This is a genomic window from Lysobacter fragariae (genome assembly GCF_054779775.1).
This window is the reverse complement of record NZ_BAAGXP010000003.1, coordinates 57,019-74,955: the sequence shown is the minus strand read 5'-3', so window position 1 is coordinate 74,955 and position 17,937 is coordinate 57,019. Positions and strand designations below refer to the sequence as shown.

Below are 17,937 nucleotides of genomic sequence, written 5' to 3'. Positions count from 1 at the left end.
CGCGCGCCGCGTTGGCGCTTCACAGCAGTGGTGGCTGTGCGGGGTCCGGCAGTGCGTCGATGGTGCTTTCGCCGCGTATCACTTTCTTGAACTCCGCGCGCGACACCGACACGTAGCGATCGTTGCCACCGATCTCCACCTGCGGTCCTTGTTGCACTGCGTGGCCGGATTCATCCACGCGCACCGTCATCGTCGCCTTCGCGCCGCTGTGGCAGATGGTCTTGATCTCGCTCAGCTCGTCCGCCCACGCCAGCAGGTACTGGCTGCCCTCGAACAGCTCGCCACGGAAGTCCGTGCGCAATCCGTAGCACAGCACCGGCACGCGCAACGCATCCACCACTTCGGACAGTTGCCACACCTGTGGCTTGGAGAGGAACTGCGCTTCGTCCACCAGTACGCAATTGAGCTTGCCGTGCGCGTCGATGTCCTCGCGCACGCATCGTTCCAGGTCGTCAGAGCGATCGAAAGCGACCGCCTGCGCCTTCAGCCCGATGCGCGACGCCACCGTGCCGCTGCCGGCGCGATCATCGAGCCTCGGCGTGAGGATCAGCACCCGCATGCCGCGTTCGCGATAGTTGTGCGCGGACTGCAGCAGCGTGGTGGTCTTACCGGCGTTCATCGCCGAGTAGTAGAAGTAGAGCTTGGCCATGCTGTGAAGTGTAGGGCGGGTCTCGACCCGCCGGTACGGGCACCGGGCGTCCGCAACGGGCATCCGCAACAGGTTCGCGCTTTTGCGCAAGCGCCCGCTGTTTGCGGCAGCGGCGGGCCAGGGCCCGCCCTACAATGGGCGCCCGCTTCGCCCCGATGTCCAATGCACGGCCTCAACCCCCCACAACGCGCCGCGGTCCTGCACTGCGAAGGTCCCTTGCTCGTCCTCGCCGGCGCCGGCAGTGGCAAGACGCGGGTGATCGTCGAGAAGATCGCGCACCTGATTTCGTCGGGCCGCATGCCGGCACGCCGGATCGCCGCGATCACCTTCACCAACAAGTCCGCGCGCGAGATGAAGGAGCGCGTCGCCAAGCGCATCAAGGGCGACGCCGCCGAAGGCCTGACCATCTGCACGTTCCATGCGCTGGGGCTCAAGTTCCTGCAGATCGAGCACGCCAAGGCCGGCCTGCGTCGCGGCTTCTCCGTGTTCGACAGCGACGACACCGGCGCGCAGCTCAAGGACCTGCTGCCGCCTGGCAGCAAGCCGGACGTGCTGGACAACGCGCGCAATCTGATCTCGCGGGCGAAGAACGCCGGGCTGTCGCCGGACGAGGCGCTCGCCAAGGCGCAGAGCCCGCGCGAGATGGACGCGGCGATCCTGTACCAGAAGTACCAGGCGCGACTGACAACATTCAACGCGGTCGACTTCGATGACCTGATCCGCCTGCCGGTGCAACTGCTCGAAGCCGACGAGGACATGCGCCTGGGCTGGCGTGAGCGCATCGGCTACCTGCTGGTCGACGAATGCCAGGACACCAATGACGCGCAGTACCGCCTGCTCAAGGCGCTGGCGGGCGACAAGGGCCTGTTCACCTGCGTGGGCGACGACGACCAGTCGATCTACGCCTGGCGCGGCGCCAATCCCGACAACCTGCTGCAGCTGTCGAAGGACTACCCGGCGCTGGAGATCGTCAAGCTCGAGCAGAACTACCGCTGCAGCAACCGCGTGCTGCGCGCAGCGAATGCACTGATCGCCCACAACCCGCACGAGTACCCCAAGACGCTGTGGAGCGACCAGCCCGATGGTGAACGCATCCGCGTGTGGGAATGCCGCGACAACGGGCACGAAGCCGAGAAAGTCGCCTCCGAAATCCATTTCATCGCGCAGAAGAACGCCGCGCCGTGGAGCGACTTCTGCATCCTGTTCCGCGGCAACCACCAGTCGCGCGCGCTGGAAAAAGCGCTGCAGCTGCTGCGCGTGCCCTACCACCTCAGTGGCGGCACTGCGTTCCTGGAACGCCAGGAAGTGAAGGACACGCTCGCCTGGCTGCGCCTGGTCGCCAATCCCGACGACGACGCGGCCTTCCTGCGCGCGGTGCAAGCACCCAAGCGCGAAGTCGGCGCGACCACGCTGGCGAAACTGGCCGAGCTCGCCCATGGACAGCACATGCCGATGTCGCGTGCGGCCGAGTCGGTCGGTGCGTTGAAGCAGCTGGCGCCGCGCGCGGCGAATGCGCTGGATGGTTTCACCGGCATCGTGCGTTCGCTGCGCAGCGACGCGCAGCGCTTGAGCCCGGCGGAACTGGTGCGCGTGCTCGGCGAAAAGTCGGGGATGCTCGCGTCGATCCGCGCGCAGTGCAAGGACGAAGCCAGCTTCCTGCGGCGCAAGGAAAACCTCGAGGAACTCGCGGGCTGGTTCGACGGCGGCAAGGGCTCCGGTCCCGGCGAACTCGCCGCGCAGCTCGCGCTGCTTTCGCACGCCGACAAGGGCGACGCCGGCAACCAGGTGCGGCTGATGTCGATGCACGGCGCCAAGGGGCTTGAGTTCCGCTACGTGTTCATCGTCGGCTGCGAGGACGGCACCTTGCCGCACGAGATGGCGCTGGAGGAAGGCAGCCTGGACGAGGAACGTCGCCTGCTTTACGTCGGCATCACTCGCGCGAAGGAACAGCTGTGGCTGTCGCACTCGCGCGAAGCACAGCGCTGGGGCGACAAGATGCGGCTCAAGCCGAGCCGCTTCCTCGACGAACTGCCCGCGGCGGAACTTCAGCGCGACGGCGCCGACCCGGTCGCCGACGCGGTGCGCAAGCAGGAGCGCGCGAGCGCCGGTTTCGCTGCGATCAAGGCGCTGCTGGACGGATGACGATGGCGCTCGACGCTCACGATGCTGTCGTTCGCGACGCCACCGAACGCGACCTCGCCGCGATCCTCGCACTCAATCTTGAGTCCGAAGACCTGATGAGCCCGCTGGATGCGGCGCGCCTGGCGCAGCTGCATGCGCAGGCCACGTACCACCGCGTCGCGTGCGACGGCGACACGGTGGTGGCGTTCCTGCTCGCGTTCCGCGAAGGCGCCGCTTACGACAGCCCCAACTACCTGTGGTTCGCGCAACGCCACGCCGCATTCCTTTACATCGACCGCATCGCGGTGGCCGGTACGCACCAGGGCCGGCAGATCGGTCGGCTGCTGTACGAGGACCTGTTCGCGTTCGCGCGCCAGCACGGCGTCGGCACGATCGCGTGCGAGTTCTACATCGAACCGTTCAACGAAGCCTCGAGCCGCTTCCACGCGAAGTTCGGCTTCCGCGAAGTCGGCACGCAGTGGGTCGCAGGCGGGAAGAAGCAGGTGTCGCTGCAGGTCGCGGCGGCCTGATCGCAGGCGGCGACTTCATCGCGAAGCGACTTCGCTATTCGCAAATCCATCGCGAACCCGCCACGGACGCGTAGCAACGCTCGGCTAAACTCACGCCGAGTTTCCAGCGAAGCCTATCCATGCGCCTTCCCGTCCTGCTCATCCCGCTCGCCCTGCTCGCCGGCTGTGCCAGCGTCCCGGCCACCACGGCGCCGGAATCCACGACCGCCATCGGCAGCGCCGCGGAGTCACAGTATCCGCCGGCCGACGACAGCCTCAACGCCACCGTGTGGTTCCAGACTTCGGTCGAACGCGACCTGGTCTACACCGCGATCTACCGCGCCGCCGGCCAGCGCCTCGACGCGGCCCTGCGCGACCGGCACTGGGACGCGCTGCCCAAGGACGAGCGCAGCAACAATCCCGCGCGGCTGCCACCGGCGATCATCGTCGACGTCGACGAAACCGTGCTCGACAACTCGCCCAGTTCGGTGCGGCAGATCCGCGAGCACCGCGGTTTCAACGAGGCCGCCTGGGGCGCATGGGTGAACGAACGCAAGGCGAAGCCGTTGCCCGGCGCGGTCGAATTCCTCAACGCCGCTGCGAAAAAGGGCGTCACCGTTTTCTACATCAGCAATCGCGACGCGAGCCTCGCCGAGGCGACCGTGGCGAACCTGCGGCAAGCCGGCTTCCCGCTGGAGGACGCCAGCCAGTTCCTCGGCCTGGGCACCGTGGTCGATGGCTGCGAGCAGAACGGATCCGAGAAGACCTGCCGACGCCAGCGCGTCGCCCGCGACTACCGCGTGCTGATGCAGTTCGGCGACCAGGTCGGCGACTTCGTCCAGATCGTGGCCAACACCCGCGACGGCCGCCGCGACGCCATCGCCCCGTACCTGAAGTGGATCGGCGAACGCTGGTGGGCCCTGCCCAACCCGCTTTACGGCAGTTGGGAGCCGGCGCTGTTCGACAACGAATGGGGACAACCCGAAGCCGCCCGCCGAGCCGCCAAGCAGGCCGCTCTGGACGACGCATCAAAGTAAATCAATAAGTTACATCGCATAAATTCAAGTATTGCATCAGCTTTTGATTGCGGTTAGCCTGATCCCGCCCGGCCTTGCCGGAACCGCGCCACAACCAAGTCCTCCGGCCTCGCGCCGGATTTGCGGGAGGCCCCACCGGCCTCCCTTTCTTTTGCCCGCATGCCGGCAACCGCGCGAAACACGACCGCGGCAGGCAAGCCCAGTGGGCAAACACTCAGTACGTGACCGTCGCCGTCACCGTGTCGGTGTAGGTGCCGCCGGCAGGCGTCGCCTGGGCCGGCACCCGGCCAAAGACCGTCAGGGTCTGCGCGGTGCCCGAACCGGTCCCCACCCACGCACTTCCGCCGGCGACCCCGTCTCCCCAGACGATGGTGCGCGGGTTGTCCTGGTAGAGCTGGTAGCTGACTACCCCCGCCCCCGCGCCACCCAGCGCGAGCTTGCGCGCGGCGATGGTGTTGCCCGTGGTCGTACCGGCGTTGAGCGCGACGCTGTAGGCCAGGGTGTTGCTGCAGGTCACCGTCAATCCGCCACTGGCATCGATCGGGCTGGACAGGTTGGCGGCGATACCGAAATTGAGCGGTACCGCGCTGATGGTGCAGGTGCCGGTCAGGTTGGCCGACGCCAGGAACGTCGTCGTCGGCAATGCCGAGCCGGTGCCGTTGACGCAGGGCGAGCCGCCGCTGGGAATGCGCCCCAGCACGGACAGCGTTGAGCTGTAGGTGGTCGCCACGACGTTCTGGCCGCCACCGATGCGCCCGAACATGGTCGTGCTGGCGGATCCGCTGCCACTGCCGTTGAGCGGGACGGTCACCTCCGAACCCGGCCGACCACCGATGTTGTCGCCCCAATTGGCGCCGCCCGGCGTAGTGGTGATCTGGTAAGCGACGTTGTTGCCGCCGTTCACCAGCAGGCGATTGGTAGGCGTCACCCCGCCGGTACCCGCCGAGATGCCCAGACACACGCGTAACGAGCCATTCGCGGCGCCACCGCTGCAGGTCACGGTGATATTCGCGGTCGTGTCGCGCTGTGCGGTCGGCGTGCCCATGACGCCGAAGGCCAGCGGTTGCCCCGCCGTCGTGCAGCTTTGCGCCCACGCCGCCGGAGCCAGCACCGACAGCAGCAGAGCCAACAGCGAAAGGATCTGGCGACGGATCATGGTGCCTCCTGGCAATGCTGCGGGTCCAATCGGGTTACACCGGACGCGTCGCGGCCGGACGGCAGCGGATAGCGACAGCGCCCGCTGGCCAATTCCAGCTCCAGCGTACCGCCATCGGGGAGGTCATCCACGTAGGCCTCTCCGTCCAGGCCAACCAGGAATTCGGCGCCGCTTCCCGCAACCGTTCCGCGCGACCCGGCCGGCGCCGGCTGGCCGGCACGATCCAGCAGCGTGACCAGGGCCGGATGCGTGCGTGCCACGTCGAAGCTGACCATCACTGCGCCGCTGTCTGCCGGCGTGACCAGTTGCTCCAGCGGCGGGAGGCGGTAACCGACGCCCAGGCCATCGGGATCGATGGCGATGCGGTTGCGCTGCCATCCGCGCAGGTCGGTCAACAGGACGTAGCCGCGTGCGTTGGTCCTGCCGAATTCGCGGTTCTCGTACAGCACCGGCACCCCGCCGATGCGCGCATCGACCACGGCAAAGGCGTCGCCCACCCGGCGGCTGGCGAATGCGGCCGCACCCATCCACACCAGGCTGCCGCTGCCCTGGGCGAAGTAGCCGTTGCGTCCATCGGAATGATCGGCACCGAAGGCCGCTTCACCATGGCGACCGCGCACGTTGGCCGACGCCAGCGCGTGACCACCGCGGCTGTCGCCGGCCTGCAGGTCCCAGCCCCAGCCGCCGTCGTACGGGGCCGACTGGCGCAGCGCAGCGACGGTATCGGTATTGCCATGGCTGCGACTGACCGACAACGACGCGTCGCGTTGCCGCCCCAGGGGCAGGTTGAGATTCAGGCTCACGCCGCGGCCCGTACGGCCGCTGTCGAACACGTTGAGGCTGGCAAACAGCTCGCGACCGATCACCTGCGACCACGACAGCGTGTTGATGCGATCGGTGTCGCCGCCGCGGTTGCGCCAATGCAGCCACGAGAGCGCGATGCTGCCGCGCGGGATCGACCACCACATCGACGCGCGATCCTCCGCACGCAGCGAGGTGGGTTCGTTGCCGCCATCGGCCAGATCGCCCAGGTCGCGAAACCCGCGACTGCGCCGCTGCGCCTGCAGGTCGATGCCGAACTTCGGACTCATCCACTGGTAGCCAACAGTGCGCTGGCTGCCCTGCGCCAGACCGTCGCTGCGTGCGAGCGCGGCGGTCACCACGCCCAGGTAGCCGCCCGGCGCCCAGACGGCCCCGAGCCCGCCCACACGCAGGTCCGGGCCGTACTCGGCGTGCGCTTCGAGCGTCACCGCATTGCTGACGCCGCGGCGATAACTGCCGCTGGCGGTTAGATCGTCCGCATAGCGGTCGTTGTCGCCGCCGTAGCCCAGTCGCAACTGTCCGGCTTCGAGACTGAAGTCGCTCAGGCCCGGTGCCAGCCGCTGGTGGTCGACATAGATCGGCACGCTGGTGCGGGTGGCACGGCCCAGCACGTCGCGCACGACCAGGGTCGCTTCGCCCGAACCCGTCAGGTGCGGAAAGGTGTCGAGCACGAACGGCCCGTCGTCCACCTCCGCGCCGAACTGCTGGACGTTGTTCACCAGCAACTCGACCGAGGACGGCACCGTCGCCTGCCCGGCGAAGTGCGGCACCGGAAAGGTGATGAGATCCGGGCGCACGCCGAAGTTGCGGCGCCACTGCAGGCCGCCCAGCCGCACCGGCCGCGTCCAACCCAGGCCACCGCTGATGAGGTCGCCCGCGGTCCAGGTGGTCATGCGGGCCGGATCGCTCCACGTCCAGCGCGTGTCCAGGCGCTGGTAGGCATCGCCGCCACCGTCGCCGGCGCGACTGAGCGCGCTGGTCTCGATCGCGCCAAAACGCCCGAACCCACGCAGCAGCGTGGCGAGCGAAGCCGTGTCGTGCCCGTCGAAGCGGCGCGCGTAGGCGTCGTAATTGAGCAGCAGGCCGGTTCCGCGCGAGGCCTCGACGGGCTGCGGCGCGCGATAACCCAACGCCTGGTTCGGCCGCAGCGTCGGCGCGAGCGTGAATATCAGGCGCTGCGCTGGCACGTCATAGCGGTAGGCGAGCCCGGGCACGGCGTCGAGCGCGACCAGCCCATCGGCCGGACTCGCCAGCGCGGGGTCCACCACGATTCCAATCGATTTCAACTCGTCGACGGTGGCGTGCAGCCGTCCGTCGCGCAGTCGCACCTGGACAAGCTGGCCGCGCGGACGCTCGTCGAAGTAGACCTCGAGGTAGAGCGGCTGGTCGTTGGCCGCCGCTCCGGGTGCGCTGCCGATTTCGGGCAGGTCGAGTTCACCCAGGGAAATTGAAGCCGCGTCCGTCCCGGTGCCTGCGCTCGCCGTCGCCGCGCACGCGACCAAGGCCGCGCCGACGGCGAAGGCCAGTGACTTACGGTGTACCGGCAACGGGGACTGTGGCCGACTTGCCATTGATCCGGGTTTCCAGTCGAAGCTCGGCGAGCGCCGGCGACGCGGCAGGCAATGCCCAACGGCGCTCGCTTCCAGGCAGTACGTACCCGAACAACCCGGGGCTCAACGGCAGGGCATGACCCTTGCCATCTACCAGTCGACTGGCGCCCAGTTGCGCCGCCTGGCCACCGCTGTTGCGGCACGCCAGCTCGGCGGACTGCAGTCGGCACGTCAATGCCGGCGGCGTGGCGCTGGCGGAGCGCAGGTACACCGGCACCACGTAGCGCATGCGGAACTGGATGCCGGATTGCGTTGCCGTGTCCGCGCCGGGGAGTTCATCGACCACGACGCGGTAGGTCGCGTCCACGGCCGTTTCGTTCGCCGGCCCGATCCGCACCACCCGCACCACCTGGCTCGCGCCGGGTGCGATCTGCACGATGGCCGGGCTGAGCGCGAGATCGGTCGTCGGGCGCAGTTTGTCCTCGCCCGACTCCTGGCTCCACGCGAACGCACGCACCTGCGCCGCCACCGGCGCGTCGCCGGTGTTGGACAGGGTCAATCGGCCCGCGGTGGCCCCGGGGGCGAGCTCGACGAGAGTCGGGCCCGCCTGCAGCTGACCACGCGCCCCTGCCGCCGACGCGAACAGGCCCAGCGCGCCCGCAAGCGCGATGGTCCAGGCACGCCGCACGATCAGAACTCGACGGTAGCGATGATCGTGTCGTTGTAGGTGCCGGCGCCGACCGACTGCACCGGTGCACCCGGGACGCGGCCGTAAACGGTCAGGGTCTGGTTGGCATTGGTGCCGGTACCGTCGACGTCGGTCGCGGTGCCACCGGCGGCGGTGACGCCCCAGCGGACGGTGCGGCCGGAGGTGGTGAACAGATCGTAGTTGACGAAATCGCCGGTAGCCGCACTGAACATCCGGCGCTGGCCCGCCGCAGCATGGAGGCCGTCATTGAGGCCGACGTGGTACAGCGCGTTGTTGTTGCAGTTGACCGTGAGGTCGGTCTGCGCATCGATGTTGGTGGCGATGTTGCCGGTAACGGTGAGGAAGTCCATGTCGGCGGGGCCATTGCCGGCGGTGATGGTGCAGGAGTTCTGCACGATCAGCTGCACGCCAAAATTGGCGGCGGCGTTGGCGGCGTAGGCACTCGGTGCGCCCGCGGCGAACAGGGCGAGGGCAAGCAGTGCGGTGTTGCTGGACTTCATGGGACTCTCCGGATGCGGTGGAACGTTAACGACACGTGACGGTCGGTACGATAACGCATGAAGCGTGCCAACCATCACGAAGTGGACCAAACGCGGATTCAGCTTTCGTGAAGACCCGGTCAGCAAGTGCGACGCCGACGGCAGGCCAGCTGATTCCCGACCCACCGGAAGGGCGGTCGCGTCACTTTCTGTCCCCACACGACAGGGCAGCCGGCGCCGGAAGCGCGACCAGTTTGGCTTGTACCTCCGCCAAGTCCCCGTGAAACTCGCGGCAGCGATCGGGAATCCGCATTCATGTCCTCGTCCCTCCTCCGGCGCGTCCGCGTCGGCGCCCTGCTCTGCCTCCTCGTCCTCGCCCCGGGCTGCGACCGCCTCGCCGCGCCCGACGGCGCGGGCGCGGCTGCGCCCGCGCAGGCGGTGCGGCAGCTCGTCGACGACCTGCGGAAAGGCGAGCTCGACGCCTATGCCCGCCACGCCGTCCCGCCCGACCTGCACGCGCGGCTCGCCACCGCCTGGTCGCAAGGCCACACCCTGTGGCCACTGACCGAGCTGCCGCTGGACGCCAAATTCCAGGATTTCATCACCGCATTGGCGGCACCCGGCTCGGAACAGCGCCTGCTGGCGACCTACCGGCTGCAGTTCGCCGGTGAACGCATCGAGCTGCGCACGGCGGCGGCGACGCTGGGCCTGTTCGCCACCCGCTACGTCGGCCAGGAAGCGGCGTACAGCGACGTCGAGCGCGACCACTACGTCCAGCTGATCGCCGCGCTGACCCGCTGGGGCCAGCGCGCGCCGCTCGCCGACCTCGCCCACGCGCGCAAGGCGATCCCGCAGCTGGCGCTGGCCGCGCGCAGTACTGGGCTGGCCGGAGCGGACGGTCTGAGGAAGGCCGGGATGGATGCCAGCCTGGAACGACTGGGACCCTTCGTGCAGCGGCTGGGACAGGTCGCCGACGACTACGGGCTGGGGTTGAAGGCGTCCCTCGCCGGCCTCCAGGTCCGCCTCGACCAGCAGACCGGCGACCATGCCCGCGTCCGCCTGCAGTACGCGATGGCCGGGCAGCCCATCGACGCCATCGTCCTGGTCGAGCGCCGCGGCGGGCGCTGGTACCTCACCGACCTGCTGCGCCGGGCCGAAGTCGAGGCCGGCGCCGGAACCCTCACCGCCACGGCCGAGCCGTCCACGGGCGGCAAACCGGCGCCCGCCGCGATGCACCCCTGAGCCGTCCGGAACGTCCTCAACCCTGGCAGGACCGCCTGGCGAAGCTCTGCCGACAGCCCTGCTGAAAAACCCCGCCCGGCGACCCTGAACACGCCACCGCCACGTTCCCGCAGGCCGGTGCGGGCATAATCCGACGGATGCCGAAGCAGACTTCCCTCTTTCCGGACGACGATTCCCGGCGCCAGGCCGCTCCGGTTGCGGCCACGCAACCCGCTGAAAATGCTACCGAACCGTCTGGCGAACTGCCCGCGGATGGGGTGGGCACTGCCGGAAGCGCCGCGCCCGAAGCTGTCGTTGCCGAGACCGCCGCTCCTGAAGCCAACGCCTCCGAATCCCACGCCCCCGAAGCCGCCCCGGCCGAGCCCGTGGCCGAACCGCCGCCCACGGCGCCCCCCCACCTCACCCCCGGCCAGGCCGAACTGGCGATCCCGGCACCACCGCCGGCCGCGGCCAACCCCGCAGACGCGCCGCGCCCATCGCCGTCCGTCCGGCGCCCGGGCTGGATGCGCCTGCTGGGTTGGCTGCTGGAGCCGTGGGTCGACCTCACCATCGAGCCCGCGACCACCGCCGAACACGTCGCCGCACTGGCTGGCCGCCCGGTCTGCTACGTGCTGGAGGACTACGGGCTGTCCAACGCCCTGATCCTGGAGCGCGCCTGCCGCCAGGCCGGCCTGCCTTCGCCGCTGCAGCCGTTGCCGGGCGACCCGGTCGGCCGCAAGCGCGCCTACCTCGCGCTGTCGCGGCGCAACGCCAACGTCGTCAACCCGCTGGGGCCGCTCACCGGCGAACAGCCGGCGTCGGCCAAGACCCATTCGGCCTCGCTGGCGCGCCTGCTCGACGCGCACCGCGACCGCCCGGAACTGGACGTGCAGGTCGTGCCGGTGTCGATCTTCGTCGGTCGTTCGCCGGACAAGAGCAGCGGCTGGTTCTCGGTGCTGTTCTCGGAAAACTGGACCATCGTCGGCCGCTTCCGCCGCCTGCTGGCGATCGCGCTCAATGGCCGCGACACCCTGGTGCAGTTCGCCCCGCCGGTGTCGCTGCGCGGCATCCTCGACGAAGGACTGCCGCCCGAACGCACGGTGCGCAAGTTCTCGCGCGTGCTGCGCACCCACTTCCACCGCATCCGCGCGGCCGTGGTCGGCCCGGACCTGTCGACCCGCCGCCTGCTGATCGACAGCGTGCTGGCCGCCGACTCGGTCAAGGAAGCCATCGCCGACCAGGCCGCGCGCGACAAGACCTCGCTCACCGAGGCGTGGAAGAAGGCGCATTCCTACGCCTACGAAATCGCCGCGGACTATTCGCATCCGGTAGTGCGCTCGCTCAGCTTCATCCTCACCCCGGTGTGGAACCGCATCTACCGCGGCGTGTTGGTGCACCACCTGGAAAAACTCAAGCAGGAAGCGCCGGGCAACGAAGTGATCTACGTGCCGTCGCACCGCAGCCACATGGATTACCTGCTGCTGAGCTACCTGCTCTACACCAAGGGCATCGTGCCGCCGCACATCGTGGCCGGCGTCAACCTGAACCTGCCGGTGGTGGGCAGCATCCTGCGCAAGGGCGGCGCGTTCTTCATCCGCCGCAGCATCCGCGGCAGCGTGCTGTATTCGGCGGTGCTGAGCGAATACGTCGCGCAGCTCGTCGCCGGCGGCTACTCGATCGAGTACTTCACCGAAGGCGGACGCTCGCGTACCGGGCGCCTGCTGCAGCCCAAGGGCGGCATGATCTCGATGACGGTGCGCGGCTTCCTGCGCCAGCCCACGCGGCCGGTGCTGTTCCAGCCGGTATACATCGGCTACGAGAAGCTGATGGAAGGCAACAGCTACCTCGACGAGCTCACCGGCAAGCCGAAGGAGAAGGAATCCATCTTCGGCCTGTTGATGGGCATCCCGAAGGTGCTGCGCAGCAACTACGGCCAGGTGGTGGTGAACTTCGGCGAACCGATCCGCCTGGGCGACGTGCTGGCGCAACACGCGCCCGACTGGGACGGCAAGCCGGTGGCCGAGGACGAAAAGCCTGCGTGGCTCGCCGACACCGTCGACACGCTGGCGCAGCGCATCAACACCAACATCAACGGCGCCGCCGACGTCAATCCGATCAACCTGCTCGCGTTGGCGCTGCTGTCCACGCCCAAGCACGCGATGGGCGAGGCAGACCTGCGCGCGCAGATCGCGTTGTCGCAGAAGCTGCTGGCGGAACTGCCGTATTCCGGTCGCGTGACGGTGACGCCGCACACGCCCGAACAGATCATCGCCCATGGCGAAGAGATCAATGTCCTCGAACGCACCAGGCATCCGCTCGGCGACGTGCTCGGCGTGCACGATGACGACAAGGCGGTGCTGCTCACCTACTTCCGCAACAACGTCCTGCACCTGTACACCGCGGCGGCGTGGATTGCCTGCTGCTTCCAGCACAACCGGCGCATGAGCCTCAACCGCGTGCTGGAATTGGGTCGCAGCGTGTATCCGTTCCTGCAGGCCGAGCTGTTCCTGCCGTGGAGCGAGGACGAATTCGGCGAGCGCCTGACCCGCACCGTCGACCTGTTCATCGGCGAAGGCCTGCTCGAACGCGTGAGCGACGACGACGGCGGCATCCTGGCCCGCAACGCCGGCCAGACCGACGAGGTGTTCCGCCTGCGCGCGATCGGCCATTCGCTGCAGCAGGCTTTCGAGCGCTACTACATCGCGATTTCGGTGCTGGTGAAGAACGGCGCCGGCACGCTGTCGTCGGGCGAACTGGAAAGCCATTGCCACCTCGCCGCGCAACGCCTGTCGTTGCTGTACGCGCCGGCGGCACCGGAGTTCTTCGACAAGTCGCTGTTCCGCGGTTTCATCCAGAAGCTGCGCGAGCTCCGGCTGGTGTGGCCGGACGAGAACGGCAAGCTGGCCTTCGACCAGCGCCTGGCCACCTGGGCGAAGGACGCCAAGGTGATCCTGGGCCGCGAGCTGCGGCACACGATCGAGAAGATCAGCCCGGAGAGCGCGAAGCCGGACGCGCCGTCGACAACGTAAGGCGGGCCTTGGCCCGCTGCTGCGTCACCGCGTCGTGTTGAAACGGGCCTGAGCCCGCCGCTCCATCATTGCATCGTGTTGGAGCGGGTCTTCACCACTGCGCGCCCGTGGCGGGTCAAGACCCGCCCTACGCCGGCTCGTCGGGAATCAGCGCCGACTCCAGCCGGGAGATGCAATCCTTCAACCACAGCTTGCGCTTCTTCATCCGCTTGATTGCCAGTTCATCGGCGGCGAGGTCGGCGGCCAGCCGTTCGATGGCCAGGTCGAGGTCGCGGTGCTCCAGCTTCAACTCGGTTAGCTGGCGCGCGATGACGGAGGGATCGTCGGTTTCGATCATGCAGGCAGCTTACGCGGGTTCGGTGACGTCGCGCATGACGGACCGCAAGCTCCGAAGCGGCGGGCGCTAGGCCCGCCGCTCGGGGCGATCTGGTCGAAACGATTCAATTGAATCGATCCGGTTGAGTAGTGACTCAGTTGAACTTGAACTGCGCGGGGCGGGCCACGCCATCGCCCAGGTTGAGCTCGAGCCGGCGGCAAGCATTGCGTAGCGATGCCGCCGCTGCCCAGTCGAGCCCGTAGTAGCCGTTGCCGAGATTCTGCAACTGCCCGTTGCTACCGCCGTAGATGCTGATGCGGTTTTCGGTGGCGCTGGGGCAGGTGATCGCCAGCGCGGCGACCGACGCGGAGCCCAGGCTGGTGACCGGCGCGCCCTGCGCGTCGATCACGCGCCAGCGCAGCGGAATCGAGCGACCGGCCTTGAACACGTTCAGCACCGACGGGTTCTGCACCGGCGAACTGAATCCGTTGAAACCGTAGACGACACTGTAGTTCCCGCTGCCGCTGGCGCTGTTGCCGGCTTCATCGGTCACCGTGCAGGTCACCGATTTGTTGCCGACCGTGCCCGTGGCCAACGCCCCGCACTGCTTGAGGGCGATGCCCGAGAGCGCGTCGCTGGCATTCGGATTGGCCGTGGTCACCGCGTTGAGCAGCAGCGTGCCCGGCGTCACCGTCGGAGCGAGCGTCGGCGCGGTGCGGTCGATGTTCACCGTCACCACGTTGCTCGTTGCGCTGTTGCCGGCGTCATCCATTACGGTGCGGGCCGACGAGGCGATCGCATTGCCTTCGCCACCCAGCACCTGCGCCGCAGGGCATGACACGACGCCGGAAGCGGCATCGCCGCACGTAAAGCCGACGGTCACGTCGCCGCGATACCAGCCGGCCGCATTCGGCGCGGCAGTCGCCGCGGCGGTGACGACGGGTGCGGTGGCGTCGCGCTTGATCGTCACCGTGCGCGTGGTGGTGCCGCCGGCGCTGGTCGCGGTGCAGGTGAAGCTGGCGCCAGACGTATCGGTGGTGACCGTCACCGTGTTGCAGCCGGTGTTGGTGGTGATCGGCGAATCGTCGGCCACCGACCAGCTGACCTGCACGTTGCCGGTGTACCAGCCGTTGCTGCCCTGCACACCCGTGACGGTCGGCGTGACCTGCGGCGGCGAGGTGTCGACCACCCAGCTGTAGGTCACCGGCGTCAGGTCGCGCAGTCCCGCCTGGTCATAGGCGCGCACGACGAAGGTGTGGTTGCCATCGCCCACGCCGCGCGTGAAGGGACTGCTGCAGATGGTGGGGGCGCCGCCGTCGAGGATGCACACGAAACTACCCACGCCGGAGAGCGAATCCTGCCCGGTGAAGGCGAAGGTCGCCGTCAGGCTGTTGGTCTGCGCGTCCGGTGCGGATTGCAGGATCGTTTCCGGCGCCTCCTTGTCGACCTTGACGACGACTTCCTTGCTGGCCGCGCCGCCAGCGCTCGTGGCGGTGCAGGTGAAGCCGGCGCCCGGCGTCTGCGTGGCCTGGGTCACCGTGTTGCAACCACTGGTTTCGGTGATCGGCGAATCCGGATCCGTCACCGTCCAGCTGACCTGGACATCGCTCATGTACCAGTCGCCCAGTCCGCGGATGCCGTCGATCGTGTCGGCGATGGTCGGCGGGGTGGTATCGGTCATCCACAGGTATTCGGCGACATCGCCATGATGGCCAGCACCGTCCACGGCGAACACCTGCAGCTTGTGCTGGCCCGCGGCGACCTGGAGTTGCAGCGGCGCAGCACAAGCGCCGTACGCCGCACCGTCCACGCTGCACTCGTAGTGCTCGATGCCCGACGCGGCGTCATGGCCGACGAATGCAAACGTAGCCTGCGTCCCGCTGATGGTGGCGGTCACCTCCGGCTTCAGCGGCGCGACCAGGTCGACCTTGACGATCACTTCCTGGTGCGCCGGTCCGCCAGCGCTGGCGGCATCGCAGAGGAAGTGGGCTTCCGGCGCCTCGTAGTCGATGGTCGCCGGGTCGCAGCCGTAGTGGCCGAGGATGTCCGATTCCGGATCGGTGATCGACCACGCCAGCGATACCGGGCCGATGTACCAGCCGTTTTCGCCCTGCGTGCCGCTGACCTGCGGTTCGATCACCGGCGGCGTGCCGTCGATCGACAGCACGAAATCGCGCCGTGCGGCGAAGCCGTTGCGGTCGCGGCCTTCGATGGTGATCGGGTAACGACCGGCTTCGTTCGAGGAACCGCGCAACATGCCGTATGGATCGAACCAGAAGCCCATCGGCAGCGTGCCCGCCACGATGGCGTAACGCGGATCGCGCAGCTGGTACGCCGACTCGCTGCGCAGCTGGAACGACACGTCCAGCCATTGGCCCGGACGCACTTCAGGAACGCGGTCGGGATCGAGCACGAGTCGCGGGCTCAGCCACGGATCGCCCCAACACGCGCGGGTGCCATCGGTACGGATCGCACAGGTGTGGCTGTGTCCAGCGGACACGGCGACGAAGGTGCCTTCCGGCGCCTGCAGCTGGCCGCTCCAGTTCTCACCCCAGCACAGCAGGCTGCCATCGGTGCGGATCGCGCAGCTGTGGTACGCGCCAACCGACAGCGCGCGGAAGGTGGCGAAGTCCGGGTTGTGGGCCGGGTTGTAGTCGCTGGGATCGTACGGCGGCGGGCTCATGCCCCAGCAGCGGATGTGCAGGGCGCTGTCGAGACCGCAACTGTGCCGCTCGCCGGCTTGAACATCGAGGAAGCCCCACTCGGGCGGCAGCGGCGGAATATTGGTCTCGCCATCACCGTTGAATCCCCAGCACTGGCCGTTGCCGTCGACGCCGACGCCACAGCTGTGCATCAGGCCGGCGCTGGTGTTGCGGAACAACAGGCCCGCGGGCGGCACGGTCTTGCCGTTGGTTTCGCGCCCCCAGCACTTGGGCGACCCATCCAGCGCCGCCACGCCGCAGGCGTGTTCGTAGCCCAGGTCGAACTGGCGCATCGGTTCGAATGGCAGGCCCTCGCGCACCATGCCGTTGTTGCCGTAGCAACGCAGGTGACCGCTGTCGTCGCGAGCGCAGGTGGCGTCCTGACCGCTGGAGACGGCGCTGAAGCGCGACCAGGGTTCCGGATCCTGCGGGAAGCCACCCCAGCAACTCAGTTGCCCTTCCGCATTGAGCTGGCAGTCGTGCCAGTCGCCCGCCGCCAGCTGGCCCATGCCGAACACGGTTTCCTGCGGCGGAATTGGCGGCATCGGCGACGACGGCGAAGGGGGCTCGTAGTCGTAGTTCCAGTTCACGGCGCCCCAGCAGGTCACGTGGCCGTCCGGACGCACGCCGCAGGTGTGCTGGACGCCCGCGGTGACGCTGACGAAGCTGTCCGGCGGCGGCGTGGTCTGGCCCGAACCGTTCTCGCCCCAGCACTGCGCGTGTCCATCCGGGCGCAGGCCGCAGGTATGGAAGGCGCCCGCGCTGATGGCGGTGAACAGTTCCGCCGGCGGTGTCGCCTGTCCGGCCCAGTTTTCGCCCCAGCAGCGCGCGCTGCCGTCGGCATGCAGGCCACAGGCGTGGCGCGCGCCGGCGCTGATCGCGATGAAGGCCTCCTGGACCGGCACCTGCTGCTGGTCGATGTAACCCCAGCATTCGGGCTTGCCGTTGGCGCGCAGGCCGCAGGCGAAACCGTCACCCAGGCTCAGCGCGACGAAGTCGCCATTGGGCGGCGCCGGCAACTGCTCCCAGCCCATCGCAGACCAGCAGACCACGTTGCCTTCGGGATGTTCCCAGGGCAGCGCGCGTGCGCGCAGGCCGCAGGTCGTGGACATGCCCGACGCAAGCGCGGTGAACGCGCCCGGCGGAATCGGTGATGGCGGCGGCGGCATCGGCTCGGGCTCGCCTTCGCGTGGTGTGTAGCCGGCGCCCCAACACGCCACGCTGCCGTCGCCCCGCAGGCCGCAGGTATGGTCGAAGCCGGCACTCAGTTCGATGAAGGGGCCCTTCAGCGCCTTCGTCACGCCGTCGTAGTTGTCGCCCCAGCACATCGCGGTGCCGTCCTGGCGTATGCCACAGGTATGGCGCATGCCGATCGCCAGTGCGCCGACGCCGCCGCGGCCATCCGGAATCGCGCCCTCATTGCGGATCTGCGCCATGGCGGGCAGCGCCAGTGCCCACGACAGGCACGCCACAAAACAGCCACGCAGCACGCGGCCGAGCCGAATACTCATCGAACCTCCCTTCCATTTCCCCTGCACGCGTCAGGCCGCGTGTATGCCAGGCCGGCGATCCTTGCCTCGATGCGCTCGACGCGCCGAGTATGCCAAGGCCTTGTGACCGCCGTCACGGACCATGGT

General features: G+C 68.5%; 12 protein-coding genes. 5 read left to right on the top strand and 7 right to left on the bottom strand.

What is annotated here, in order from left to right; genetic code table 11:
• Positions 1-19 precede the first annotated feature (19 nt).
• The gene (locus tag ACYVD7_RS05170) at positions 20-649 is read right to left on the bottom strand and encodes a thymidine kinase (protein ID WP_460759965.1); all 630 of its coding nucleotides are present in this window, start codon (positions 647-649) and stop codon (positions 20-22) included.
• A gap of 162 nt (positions 650-811) precedes the next feature.
• On the opposite strand from ACYVD7_RS05170, the gene ACYVD7_RS05165 reads away from it, so the two are divergent.
• The 3 genes from ACYVD7_RS05165 to ACYVD7_RS05155 all read left to right on the top strand — a co-directional run bounded on the left by ACYVD7_RS05165 (position 812) and on the right by ACYVD7_RS05155 (position 4,316).
• On the top strand, positions 812-2,791 hold the full coding sequence (locus ACYVD7_RS05165; protein WP_460759962.1) for a UvrD-helicase domain-containing protein: 1,980 nt from the start codon (positions 812-814) through the stop codon (positions 2,789-2,791).
• A gap of 2 nt (positions 2,792-2,793) precedes the next feature.
• Complete coding sequence (locus ACYVD7_RS05160) at positions 2,794-3,300, top strand: GNAT family N-acetyltransferase (protein ID WP_460759960.1); 507 nt, start codon at positions 2,794-2,796, stop codon at positions 3,298-3,300.
• Between the two features lie 119 nt (positions 3,301-3,419).
• The gene (locus ACYVD7_RS05155) at positions 3,420-4,316 is read left to right on the top strand and encodes a 5'-nucleotidase, lipoprotein e(P4) family (RefSeq protein ID WP_460759957.1); all 897 of its coding nucleotides are present in this window, start codon (positions 3,420-3,422) and stop codon (positions 4,314-4,316) included.
• Between the two features lie 214 nt (positions 4,317-4,530).
• Here ACYVD7_RS05155 and ACYVD7_RS05150 read toward each other — a convergent pair whose 3' ends face one another.
• Genes ACYVD7_RS05150 through ACYVD7_RS05135 form a run of 4 tightly spaced genes read right to left on the bottom strand, consistent with a single transcriptional unit; the run spans position 4,531 to position 9,053 of the window.
• On the bottom strand, positions 4,531-5,472 hold the full coding sequence (locus tag ACYVD7_RS05150) for a Csu type fimbrial protein (RefSeq protein ID WP_460759955.1): 942 nt from the start codon (positions 5,470-5,472) through the stop codon (positions 4,531-4,533).
• Positions 5,469-7,841 (bottom strand): fimbria/pilus outer membrane usher protein, encoded by a 2,373-nt coding sequence (locus tag ACYVD7_RS05145; protein WP_460759952.1) that lies wholly within the window; start codon positions 7,839-7,841, stop codon positions 5,469-5,471. The genes ACYVD7_RS05150 and ACYVD7_RS05145 overlap by 4 nt, the downstream gene beginning before the upstream one ends.
• Positions 7,825-8,532: a fimbrial biogenesis chaperone gene (locus tag ACYVD7_RS05140; protein WP_460759949.1), complete on the bottom strand. Its 708-nt coding sequence runs from the start codon at positions 8,530-8,532 to the stop codon at positions 7,825-7,827. Before ACYVD7_RS05140 ends, ACYVD7_RS05145 begins: the two co-directional genes overlap by 17 nt.
• 2 nt (positions 8,533-8,534) lie before the next feature.
• Complete coding sequence (locus ACYVD7_RS05135; protein ID WP_460759946.1) at positions 8,535-9,053, bottom strand: Csu type fimbrial protein; 519 nt, start codon at positions 9,051-9,053, stop codon at positions 8,535-8,537.
• 294 nt (positions 9,054-9,347) lie between these two features.
• Here ACYVD7_RS05135 and ACYVD7_RS05130 point away from each other — a divergent pair, with 294 nt between their 5' ends.
• Together ACYVD7_RS05130 and plsB are read left to right on the top strand one after the other, a co-directional pair.
• A complete protein-coding gene (locus ACYVD7_RS05130; RefSeq protein WP_460759943.1) occupies positions 9,348-10,274 on the top strand; it encodes a hypothetical protein in 927 nt (308 codons plus the stop codon).
• Positions 10,275-10,411: 137 nt separating this feature from the next.
• Positions 10,412-13,282 (top strand): glycerol-3-phosphate 1-O-acyltransferase PlsB, encoded by a 2,871-nt coding sequence (gene plsB, locus ACYVD7_RS05125; protein ID WP_460759940.1) that lies wholly within the window; start codon positions 10,412-10,414, stop codon positions 13,280-13,282.
• A gap of 127 nt (positions 13,283-13,409) precedes the next feature.
• Here plsB and ACYVD7_RS05120 read toward each other — a convergent pair whose 3' ends face one another.
• Positions 13,410-13,619 carry a YdcH family protein gene (locus ACYVD7_RS05120; RefSeq protein ID WP_460759938.1) on the bottom strand — a complete coding sequence of 70 codons (210 nt, stop codon included), beginning with the start codon at positions 13,617-13,619 and terminating at the stop codon, positions 13,410-13,412.
• A gap of 133 nt (positions 13,620-13,752) precedes the next feature.
• Positions 13,753-17,811 (bottom strand): PxKF domain-containing protein, encoded by a 4,059-nt coding sequence (locus tag ACYVD7_RS05115; protein WP_460759935.1) that lies wholly within the window; start codon positions 17,809-17,811, stop codon positions 13,753-13,755.
• Between the last annotated feature and the right edge of the window lie 126 nt (positions 17,812-17,937).